14 protein-coding genes are annotated in these 10,741 nt (G+C 31.0%); 5 read left to right on the top strand and 9 right to left on the bottom strand.

Features of this window, described 5'->3' with window-relative positions; translation table 11 throughout:
• Nucleotides 1–87: 87 nt before the first annotated feature.
• The 5 genes from EC396_RS08365 to EC396_RS08385 form a co-directional block, all read right to left on the bottom strand.
• Nucleotides 88–1,305 carry a 3-phosphoshikimate 1-carboxyvinyltransferase gene (locus EC396_RS08365; RefSeq protein WP_129366257.1) on the bottom strand — a complete coding sequence of 406 codons (1,218 nt, stop codon included), beginning with the start codon at nt 1,303–1,305 and terminating at the stop codon, nt 88–90.
• Nucleotides 1,306–1,471: 166 nt separating this feature from the next.
• Nucleotides 1,472–1,714 carry a hypothetical protein gene (locus EC396_RS08370; RefSeq protein ID WP_129366258.1) on the bottom strand — a complete coding sequence of 81 codons (243 nt, stop codon included), beginning with the start codon at nt 1,712–1,714 and terminating at the stop codon, nt 1,472–1,474.
• The gene (locus EC396_RS08375; protein WP_129366259.1) at nt 1,714–2,040 is read right to left on the bottom strand and encodes a nucleotide pyrophosphohydrolase; all 327 of its coding nucleotides are present in this window, start codon (nt 2,038–2,040) and stop codon (nt 1,714–1,716) included. Before EC396_RS08375 ends, EC396_RS08370 begins: the two co-directional genes overlap by 1 nt.
• Before the next feature lie 45 nt (nt 2,041–2,085).
• The gene (gene aat / locus EC396_RS08380; protein ID WP_129366260.1) at nt 2,086–2,724 is read right to left on the bottom strand and encodes a leucyl/phenylalanyl-tRNA--protein transferase; all 639 of its coding nucleotides are present in this window, start codon (nt 2,722–2,724) and stop codon (nt 2,086–2,088) included.
• Nucleotides 2,725–2,804: 80 nt separating this feature from the next.
• Nucleotides 2,805–3,173, bottom strand: coding sequence for a DUF3127 domain-containing protein (locus EC396_RS08385; RefSeq protein WP_129366261.1), 369 nt, complete (start codon nt 3,171–3,173; stop codon nt 2,805–2,807).
• Nucleotides 3,174–3,388: 215 nt separating this feature from the next.
• Between EC396_RS08385 and EC396_RS08390 the strand changes: the two genes are divergently transcribed.
• Nucleotides 3,389–4,537 carry a PAS domain-containing sensor histidine kinase gene (locus EC396_RS08390; protein ID WP_129366262.1) on the top strand — a complete coding sequence of 383 codons (1,149 nt, stop codon included), beginning with the start codon at nt 3,389–3,391 and terminating at the stop codon, nt 4,535–4,537.
• 2 nt (nt 4,538–4,539) lie between these two features.
• Here EC396_RS08390 and EC396_RS08395 read toward each other — a convergent pair whose 3' ends face one another.
• Nucleotides 4,540–4,929, bottom strand: coding sequence for an HIT family protein (locus EC396_RS08395; protein WP_129366263.1), 390 nt, complete (start codon nt 4,927–4,929; stop codon nt 4,540–4,542).
• An 80-nt stretch (nt 4,930–5,009) separates the two neighbouring features.
• Nucleotides 5,010–5,486: a transcription elongation factor GreA gene (greA, locus tag EC396_RS08400; protein ID WP_129366264.1), complete on the bottom strand. Its 477-nt coding sequence runs from the start codon at nt 5,484–5,486 to the stop codon at nt 5,010–5,012.
• A gap of 118 nt (nt 5,487–5,604) precedes the next feature.
• Here greA and EC396_RS08405 point away from each other — a divergent pair, with 118 nt between their 5' ends.
• The 3 genes from EC396_RS08405 to purE all read left to right on the top strand — a co-directional run bounded on the left by EC396_RS08405 (nt 5,605) and on the right by purE (nt 7,795).
• Complete coding sequence (locus EC396_RS08405) at nt 5,605–6,036, top strand: hypothetical protein (protein WP_129366265.1); 432 nt, start codon at nt 5,605–5,607, stop codon at nt 6,034–6,036.
• A 47-nt stretch (nt 6,037–6,083) separates the two neighbouring features.
• Complete coding sequence (locus EC396_RS08410) at nt 6,084–7,229, top strand: 5-(carboxyamino)imidazole ribonucleotide synthase (protein WP_129366266.1); 1,146 nt, start codon at nt 6,084–6,086, stop codon at nt 7,227–7,229.
• An 80-nt stretch (nt 7,230–7,309) separates the two neighbouring features.
• A complete protein-coding gene (gene purE / locus EC396_RS08415; protein ID WP_129366267.1) occupies nt 7,310–7,795 on the top strand; it encodes a 5-(carboxyamino)imidazole ribonucleotide mutase in 486 nt (161 codons plus the stop codon).
• Here the strand turns inward: purE and EC396_RS17855 are convergent.
• Entirely contained in the window at nt 7,792–7,959 is a 168-nt protein-coding gene (locus tag EC396_RS17855) for a hypothetical protein (RefSeq protein ID WP_164975230.1), read from the bottom strand. The genes purE and EC396_RS17855 overlap by 4 nt on opposite strands.
• Nucleotides 7,960–8,133: 174 nt before the next feature.
• Here EC396_RS17855 and EC396_RS08420 point away from each other — a divergent pair, with 174 nt between their 5' ends.
• A complete protein-coding gene (locus EC396_RS08420) occupies nt 8,134–10,164 on the top strand; it encodes a M3 family metallopeptidase (RefSeq protein WP_129366268.1) in 2,031 nt (676 codons plus the stop codon).
• 117 nt (nt 10,165–10,281) lie between these two features.
• On the opposite strand, the gene EC396_RS08425 is transcribed toward EC396_RS08420, so the two are convergent.
• Nucleotides 10,282–10,741, bottom strand: a 460-nt coding sequence (locus EC396_RS08425) for a transposase (RefSeq protein WP_205757931.1), incomplete at its 5' end; no start/stop codon positions are given.

Consider the following 10,741-nt stretch of genomic DNA (forward strand, 5'->3'; position numbering starts at 1 on the left):
ATCATTTTTTAATGAACGAGCGCAAATATACAACATCGGCATAGGCGTTGTCAAGTGATTTCCAATAAATCTTTGTTAAAGAGTTTATTAGCGTGTAACTTTGCTAAAATCGTCCCAAAAAGTTGGATAAGATTTTGATACCACATTTGCATCTTCAATTTCCAAAGCAACCTTAATTGCCAAAGGTGCAAAAGCCATAGCCATCCTATGATCGTCGTATGTGGCAATGCTAATATTTTGTTTAAATATGGTTGAAGGTTTTAAGTGCAAGGTCTCATTGGTAATCTCAACTTCACCACCTAATTTTTCTATTTCATTTTTTAAAGCCACCAAACGATCTGTTTCTTTAATTTTTAAGGTATGAAGTCCGCTTAAAAAACATTCCATTCCCAAACCAAAACAAGTCACAGCAATAGTTTGCGCAATATCTGGTGCACTTTTTAAATCTAGCGTTAATGGTTGTTGATTGTTGATTGCTGTTTGTTGGTTAGCAATAATTATTGCGTTTTCTTTAAAAGTTGTTTGAACTCCAAAATGCTCGTAAATTTTAGCCAAAACAGCATCACCTTGCAAACTTGTTTTTTTATATGAAGACAAAGTAACTTGCGAATTTGGACTTAAAGCTACCAAACTAAAATAATAAGAAGCGGAACTCCAGTCAGATTCTACAACTACCGTTGCATTTTCAATAACAGGTTTTGGCGCTATTGAAATCACATTGTTTTCCCAAGTATAAGAAATTCCTAATTCGGCCAATAATTGCAATGTCATTTTAATGTATGGAACAGAAGTTACTTCGCCTTTAAATTGCAATTGCAATCCTTTTTCTAAAGTTGGCGCAATTAATAACAAAGCTGAAATATACTGACTGCTAATATGCCCATCGATTTCAACAAAATTGTTGGTTAATTTTTTTCCTGAAATTTTTAACGGTGGAAAACCTTCTTTTTCTACATATTGTATATCTGCACCCAAAGCAGTTAATGCTTCAACCAAAATTTTAATAGGTCGGTCTTTCATTCGTCCAGAACCTGTTAAAATAATTTCCGAATTTTCTTTTACAGCAAAAAAAGCAGTTAAAAAACGCATTGCAGTACCAGCGTGACCAATATTAATTTCGTTTGAAGTACTTGCCAATGCTTTTTGCATTAATACCGAATCATCTGAATTTGAAACATTTTCAATTTTCAAATTTTTATAAAATTGTTGTAAAATTAACAATCTATTAGTTTCACTTTTTGAACCTGTAATTTGAATTGTTCCGTTTACAGTTTTATTTATTTTATTGATTTTCAACGATTCCATATTAAAGCAGCTATTTTGAAGCCATCAAAAGCTTCATTTATATTTCAGCGCACAAAGTTAACGCACAAAAAATAGTATCCAAATTTAGATACGAATTTTTGAAGCTAAAGTACTGTAAATGATATTTTGAGTTTTTGAGATACAATTTTATTTAAAAAAACTGAATCTATTTCTTTTTAATAAACTTGTAATAACCCGCCATAAACAAACCGTAAATAGAAGACATAACCAATTGAATTACAACAAATTTTTGCCAAGTCTCTGGAGAAAAATATTCATTAACCATTCCTTGAATAGAACCTGTATTAAAAATGGACATCACAATTTTTATAATTGAAACCACAACTAAAAATACAAGCCCAAAGCGCAGAGCTAATTTTAAAAAAGACTGATTTTTATATGGATCCATTATTGCAGTTTTTCATTATTATGATGACGATCGTGATCACGTTTGGTTTTAACATCCATTTTTTTATCAAAAGCAGCTTGCAAGTCAATTCCTGTTTGGTTTGCCAAACACAAAACTACAAAAACAACATCGGCCAATTCTTCACCTAAATCTTTGTTTTTATCACTTTCTTTTTCGCTTTGCTCACCATAACGACGGGCAATAATTCGGGCTACTTCACCAACTTCTTCAGTTAATTGCGCCATATTTGTTAATTCATTAAAATAACGAACCCCATGTTCTTTTATCCAATTATCAACTACTAACTGTCCATTTTTTAAATCCATTTTTACTATTTTTTAAAGTTCAAATATAACTAACTTACTATTAAACTACACTTTATTTAAATAATTGATAAAGCTATCTCGAGAAATTTCTTTGGCTCCCAAACTTGCCAAATGATTGTTATACACCTGACAATCAATTAACTTATAATTTTCTTTTTCTAGTTTTTGAACCAAGTAAATAAATGCCATTTTTGAAGCATTGCTCACTTTGCTAAACATACTTTCGCCGCAAAAAACATGGCCTAAATCTATACCATACAAACCACCTACTAAGCTATTATTTTGCCAAACTTCAACAGATTTTGCAATTCCTTTTTTATGCAATTCTATATAAGCTTGCTCCATTTCATCAGTTATCCAAGTACCGCCCTGACCTGGTCTGTACATTTGTTTGCAGTTTGATATCACTTCTTTAAAATGCCGATTAAAAGTAATGGAAAATGTGCCTTTTCTAATAATCTGCCTCATACTTTTTGAAATTTTTAATTCATTTGGAAACAAAACCATTCGCTGACTTGGACTGTACCAAATAATTGGTTCGCCTTGATTAAACCACGGAAAAATACCGCTATTATAAGCCAAGATCAATCTTTCAACAGACAAATCACCTCCAATTGCCAACAAGCCATCATCATCAGCTTCAGTAACAGGAGGAAAAATTAAGGCTTTTGAAAGTAAATACATTGATTTTTTTTACAAATATAAGGAAACAAAAAAGAGAAAATCTTTCGATTTTCTCTTCATAAAATATCTATATAACTTACTTAAAAAGGTAAATCATCTGGTTCACTATCATCACTAACAGCAGCCGTTGTTTCAAAATTTCCTGCTGGTGGAGTTGATGGACTTCCTGCAGCTTGTTCAGCTTCAATTCTCCATCCTTGGATTGTATTAAAATATACAGCTTCACCTTGTGGATTAATCCATTCTCTACCTCTTAAGTTGACAGAAACTTTAACTTCTTGATCAACTTTAAAGTTATTTAGCAAATCACATTTATCTTGAACAAATTGAATCAATATCATTTGAGGATATTGCTCATTTGTAGTAACTACCATTTCTCTAATCTTAAAACCACTTGCACCAACAGTTTTAGTTTCGTCAATTTTTTTAATTTTTCCTGTAACTTCCATTTTTCTAATTATTTCATTAAAAGCATTCTTCAACACTTATTACAATACTTTTTATTCAAAAAAAGCTTTCGCAAATGTAATTTTTTTAAGATATTAATTCCAAAATATTCAATATCATATTTTGTAAACTTATCAACATTAAAATAAAAATATCAATTAGAAATAATATCAACCCTATTTTTTAGTTATTACAACATAAATTCTATATTTGGATAATGGCTTCATATAAAAAAACGCAATTTATTAGGTGGATAGTAATACTAACCTCTTTTGTTATTGTAGCTCTTATTTTATGGAATACTTATAGTTTTTTTATAAAATTTAAAAATGAAGAAAGGGCAAAAATGGTGGTGCTTGCCAAAGCCTACGAAAGCCTTAGTATTGCCGATTTAAATGCTGATATTTCATTAGAATATGAGATAATTGGGAATAATAAAAATATTCCTATGATTATTACCAATGAAAAAGACAGTATAACAGACTGGTCTAATTTAGATACTTTAAAAACTAAAAATCCTAATTATTTATTGAAACAATTGGCTTTAATGAAAAGTCAAAATGAACCTATTTTTATGGGTTATAAAAATTCAGACATCAATCAGCTTATTTATTATGGAGATTCTGATTTATTAACCAAACTAAAATATTATCCAATAGCACTAATTTTAATTTTATTCTTGTTTTCGAGTGTTATTTATATGTTTTTTAAATCGAATAAAATTGCGGATCAAAATATATTATGGACTGGGATGGCAAAGGAAACGGCACATCAAATTGGCACACCACTTTCATCTTTATTGGGTTGGATTGAAATTTTACGATTGGAAAACACAGATAAAGCTACCATTACTGAAATTGAAAAAGATGTAGAACGGTTGAATATAATTGCTGAACGATTTTCGAAAATTGGCTCAATTCCTGTGCTTCATAAAGACAATATTGTTGAAGCTACACAAGTTGCTTTTAATTATTTAGAATCTAGAAGTTCTAAACAAGTTCGCTTTAAATTTAAAACCAGTAATCCAATTATCAATGCCAATATAAATATCCAATTATATAGCTGGGTAATAGAAAATTTGGTAAAAAATGCCATCGATGCAATGGAAGGAAAAGGCCATATAAACCTTGTTATTTCTGAAAACGAAAGTCAGGTTAACATCACAATTTCCGACACAGGAAAAGGTATTCCAAAAAACTTGCAACAAAAAATATTTACGCCCGGATTCACCACAAAAAAACGTGGCTGGGGACTAGGTTTGTCTTTAGCAAAACGCATTATTGAAGATTACCACGATGGTAAAATCTCAGTTTTGAAATCGGAAATTGGAAAAGGAACTTCCTTTGCTATTACTTTAAAAAAATAGTATTATAAATTCTTGGCTATCGCTTTTGCAATTGTTTCAAACTCTTCTTTTTCTAAAGAAACTTTTTTAGAAAACTGAATATCTTCCATTGCTTGTAACGGAATTAAATGCACATGTACATGTGGTACTTCTAACCCAATAACAGACAAACCAATTCGTTTACAAGGCACCGCTTTTTCTAATGCAATAGCAACTTTTCTTGAAAATTGCATTAAGCCATTGTACAAAGCTTCATCTAAATCAAAAAGTTTATTTACCTCTTTTTTAGGAACTACCAAGGTATGCCCTTTTGCATTAGGATTTACATCTAAAAAAGCAATAAAATCGTTGTCTTCAGCAACTTTATAACAAGGAATTTCACCTTTAATTATTTTGGTAAAAATTGAGCTCATATTTGTTTTTTATTCAAAAATAAGAAACCCTATTCAATTAAAAAACTGAAAAGGGTTTCTTAAAAATTATTATCAAAAAATTAAGCTCTTGAAATGTCTAAAATTTCAAAATTCATAATTCCATTTGGCACTTGAATTTCTGCAACATCGCCAACTTTTTTCCCTAGCAATCCTTTTCCTATTGGAGAGTTAACAGCTAATTTACCTTCCTTTATATTGGTTTCAGAATCTGCAACCAAAGTATAGGTAAACTCCATATTGTTAGCAATATTTTTAAGTTTCACTATAGAGTGAATTAACACTTTTGAAGTATCCAATAGCGATTCGTCTATAATTCGAGCATTGGCAACTACCTCTTTTAGTTTGGCTATTTTTAACTCTAACATCGATTGCTCTTCCTTTGCCGCGTGGTATTCAGCATTTTCACTTAAATCACCTTTATCACGTGCTTCAGCAATATCATTACTAACCCTAGGACGTTCTACATGCTCTAAAAAATCTAGCTCATCCTTCAATTTTTTCATTCCTTCTTCAGAATAATACGATATTTTACTCATAATTTGTCGTTTTAATAAATACAAAAATCTCAAAACTGTTAACCAGCATGAGATTTAATACAAATGTACAAAATATTTGTAAATTGCAACCGTTTACATTTAAACAACAAATTTAATTATGCGAAAGCTACTATTACTTTTTTTACTTGTTTTTTGCATTTCTTGTGAAAAAAATGAAACTGATGACCTACTGCCATTGGTACCTGTAGATTTTGAGGTTAACTTAAATTTACCTTACTACCAAAACTTACAAATACCAACTGGTTGGGTTTATACACCTGATGGTTTTTATGGTTACAAAGGTGTTTTTATTCAAAATACCGGAATTGGCTCCCCAACTACATACAAAGCTTTTGAAAGAGCCTGTCCCAATAACGATTGTAATGCCCCAATGACTTTTGATGGCTCTACAAAATTTACGTGTCCTTGCGACAAAAGTGAATACAGTTTTTTAGACGGCTCACCACAAACAACTGGAAATATTTATTTTGCAAGAGAGTACCGCGTAGTTGTTACAAGTAACTCAACCTTAACTATTACTAATTTTTAACAAGTTTTTTAAAAATAGATTGCTATTTTTGTGCGAAAGTTAAAAAAGTGAAAAATTATTTCTCATCAAATTTTAGGTTAGGCGTTTTAGGCGGAGGTCAATTAGGAAAAATGCTATTAACTGAGACTCAAAAATTCGACATTTACACAGCAATATTAGATGGTGCTGCAGATGCACCTTGTGCACAAATTTGTAATGAATTTCACCAAGGCAGCTTGATGGATTTTGATACCGTTTATAATTTTGGCAAACAAGTAGATTTATTAACTATTGAAATTGAACACGTTAATATTGATGCTTTGTTAAAATTAGAAGCTGAAGGATTGGAAATTTATCCACAACCAAGCGTGCTAAAAATTATTCAACACAAAGGAAAGCAAAAAGATTTTTTTGTTGAAAATAATATACCAACATCACCACACAAGCGTTTTTCATCGTTAAATGATTTAAAAAGCGAATCTTTAACTTTTCCATTTGTATGGAAATCTGCACAATTTGGTTACGACGGAACTGGTGTTAAAATAGTAAAAAACGAAAAAGATTTAAATAATTTAACCGATACAGATTGTATTGTTGAAAATTTAATTCCGTTTAAAAATGAGCTAGCAGTTATTGTGGCTCGTAATAAAAGTGGTGAACTAAAAACATATCCTGTTGTTGAAATGGAATTTCATCCAGAAGCCAACCAAGTAGAATATGTTATTTGCCCTGCCAGAATTTCAGATGAAGTTGCACAAAAAGCAAATGAAATTGCTTTAAAAGTAGCAACCTCTTTTAAACATATTGGCTTGCTGGCTGTTGAAATGTTTCAAACAGTAGATGATGAAATTATTGTAAATGAAGTTGCTCCAAGAACACACAATAGCGGACATTACAGTATTGAAGCATCGTACACCAGCCAATTTGAACAACATTTACGAAGTATTTTAAACCTTCCATTAGGAAATACCGATAGTAAAGTTGCAGGAGTTATGGTGAATTTAGTAGGCGAAGATGATTTTTTTGGCAATGTTGTATATGAAAACATGGATGAAGTTTTAAAAATGGATGGTGTTACACCCCATATTTATGGCAAAAAAGAAACACGCCCGTTTCGCAAAATGGGTCATGTTACTATTGTAAATAATGACCTAAGCGAAGCTCGAAAAATTGCTGAAAAAGTAAAAAAGACACTTCGAGTTATTAGCGAATAAAAGAAATTTGAAATTAAGAATTGGTAGCAGAGCCAAAGTATCTATTTCAATTAATAAAATTAATTTTTTAAATAAAAAACATGAGCAAAGTAGGAATTATTATGGGAAGCATTTCTGACCTTCCAATTATGCAACAGGCTATAGATATATTAAAAAGTTTTGATATTGAAACTGAAGTAGATATTGTATCTGCACATAGAACTCCTGAAAAATTATTTGACTATGCCAAAACCGCACATAACCGTGGCATTTCAGTAATAATTGCTGGTGCTGGTGGCGCAGCTCATTTACCTGGTATGGTAGCTTCTTTAAGCCCTTTACCTGTAATTGGTGTACCTGTAAAATCTAGAAACTCAATTGATGGTTGGGATTCTGTACTATCTATACTTCAAATGCCAGGAGGTGTTCCTGTTGCAACTGTTGCTTTAGATGGCGCTTTAAATGCAGGAATTTTAGCTGCACAAATTATTGCAAGCTCAAATAAAAACATCCAAGATAAAATTATAGCTTACAAAGAAGAATTAAAAACAAAAGTAATTAAAGCCGCTGAAGATATTAAAAACTAAACCGGAATCCCACTTTTAGGATTTTCATTTTTACCACTTTTGCTTTTAAACTCAAACTTTGGAATAAGTGTATTTATAGCCAATTTATCTGTAATGCGGTTATTTTTTAAAAGTTTTAAAGGCATATTTTCTTGTGCTTTTTTAATTAAAGTTTCTGCTTCCATAAATCATTATCTTACATGGTACGCCCTTCAAACGTTGAAATTTAATTTTACGTATTTTGTTTTAAAAATTTAACACTTTTTATCTAAAATTTAACTTTCACATACATATCAAGCTACTAAAAAGCTACTAAAATGAATATATTTACAAAATATTAAAAATGTTAATAATATACTATGAATAATCCTTTATTAGAATCTTTCAATACACCATTTTCTACAGCGCCGTTTTCTCAAATTAAAAATGAGCATTTTAAACCTGCCTTTATCAAAGGCATTGAGTTAGCTCGCCAAGAAATTGACGCTATAATTAACAATGCTGATGAGGCCAGTTTTAAAAACACAATCGAATATTTAGATTTTAGCGGACAAATATTGGATCGTATTTCGAGTATTTTTTTCAATTTAAATTCTGCCGAAACTTGTGATGAAATTCAAAAAATTGCACAAGAAGTTTCTCCATTACTTACCGAGTTTTCTAATGATATTACTTTAAACGCTGATTTGTTTAAACGAATTCAACAAGTTTACAATACCAAAGACAATCTAAATCTAACAACAGAACAAGATACTTTATTAACAAAAAAATATAAAAGCTTTGTTAGAAATGGCGCCAACTTAAATGAAACCGACAAAGCTACATTGCGTAAAATTGATGCGGAACTTTCAAAATTAAAATTAAAATTTGGTGAAAATGTTTTAGCAGAAACAAATGCATATGAATTGCACATAACTGATGAAAACGATTTAAAAGGATTGCCTGAAAGCACTATTGAAGCTGCTGAAATGACTGCAAAAGAAAAAAATAAAGAAGGCTGGGTATTTACTTTAGACTATCCAAGTTACATTCCTTTTGTAACCTACGCTGAAAATAGAGCATTAAGAAAAGTAATTGCATTGGCTGCGGGTGCGAAATCTTTTCAAAACAACGAATTTGACAATCAGCAAAATGTATTAAATATTGTTAAACTAAGACACCAAAGAGCAAATTTATTGGGTTATAAAACGCATGCTCATTTTGTGCTAGAAGAAAGAATGGCTGAAAACCCAGAAAACGTTAAAGCATTTTTAGCTGATTTATTACCAAAAGCCAAACCTGCTGCAATCAAAGAATTTGAGCAACTTACAGAACTTGCTAAAAAAGACGGTATTGAACAATTGGAAAAATGGGATAGCGCATTTTATTCAGAAAAATTAAAAAAACAACTCTTTGATTTTGATGAAGAACAACTTAAACCCTATTTTAAATTAGAAAATGTAATTGAAGGTGTTTTTACCATATCTAACAAATTATTTGATTTGGTCTTTGAAGAAATCAATACCATTGACAAATACCACCAAGATGTAAAAACTTACAAAGTTTCAGATACATCAGGAAATTATATTGCAATTTTATATGCCGACTTTTTCCCTAGAAAAGGCAAAAGAAATGGTGCTTGGATGACTTCGTATAAAGGACAGTGGATACACAACAATGAAAATTCTAGACCCCATATTTCAATAGTTTGCAATTTCACCAAGCCAACAACTACAAAACCATCCTTACTAACTTTTAATGAAGTAACTACCTTGTTTCATGAGTTTGGTCATGCATTACACGGTATGTTAGCAAATACAACTTATCCAAGTTTATCAGGAACCAATGTTTTTTGGGATTTTGTTGAATTACCAAGTCAGTTGTTAGAAAACTGGTGTTACGAAAAAGAAGCGTTGAACCTATTTGCCAAACATTTTGAAACCAAGGAACTAATTCCGATGGATTTTATTGAAAAAATAAAAAAATCATCAAATTTTTTGGAAGGAATGCAAACACTAAGACAACTTAGTTTTGGAATTTTAGATATGGAATGGCATGCCAAAATACCAAACGAAACAATCAATGTTAAAGAGTTTGAATTTGATGCATTTAAAAGCACGCAACTTTTTCCAGATGTTGCAGAAAATTGTATGAGCACTTCTTTTTCACATATTTTTCAAGGAGGCTATTCATCTGGTTATTACTCGTACAAATGGGCTGAAGTTTTAGATGCAGATGCTTTTGAATTGTTTTTAGAAAATGGTATTTTCAATAAACAAACTGCTGAAAAATTAAAATCTTGTATTCTTGAAAAAGGAGGTACCGATAAACCAATGAAATTATATGAAAATTTTAGAGGAAAAAAACCTTCAAACACAGCTTTACTAAAACGAGCAGGACTCTTAAAATAGTAAAAATCAATATTTAAAAGAAGCCGTCTCAAAATTAAATTGGGGCGGTTTTTTTTATTTTTAATTTCTACCGATAATTTTAGGAGGTTTTAATTTTTGGCAAGAAGTTGCCATTTATTAGGCGCATTTCTTTCTTATATTATGCGCTAATGCGTGTAATCCGAACTCTAATTCAGCTTTTTCTATTCCTTTATGGGTAAATCGTTTAAAATTTCGATTGGATTTTATGTGTGCAAAAACAGGTTCTACATCGGCAGTACGCTGTTTGCGTTTTAGTTCACCTATTTCGCTAAGCAAATTCCTTCTTGCTTTTTCCTTGTATGCCTCTAGTTTGTGATTCCGCTCTACAATTCTATTTCCTTTTGCCTTAAAACAAGCGCCTCGCAATTGACAATCTTGACAGTTTTGTGCGCTATATATACTACTGGTTTGTGCATAACCTGATTTGGTTTTTCTCTTTCGCTCACCTATTTTTTTCATAGTTTGACCCATTGGACAGATATAGTGGTCTTGCTCTTGGTTGTAATATAGTTTATCCCTGTTGAAGTCCTCGTTTTTCTTTTTTCGCTTTGACTTT

The sequence above is a fragment of the Lutibacter sp. HS1-25 genome (assembly GCF_004121075.1).
Classification (GTDB): Bacteria; Bacteroidota; Bacteroidia; order Flavobacteriales; family Flavobacteriaceae; genus Lutibacter.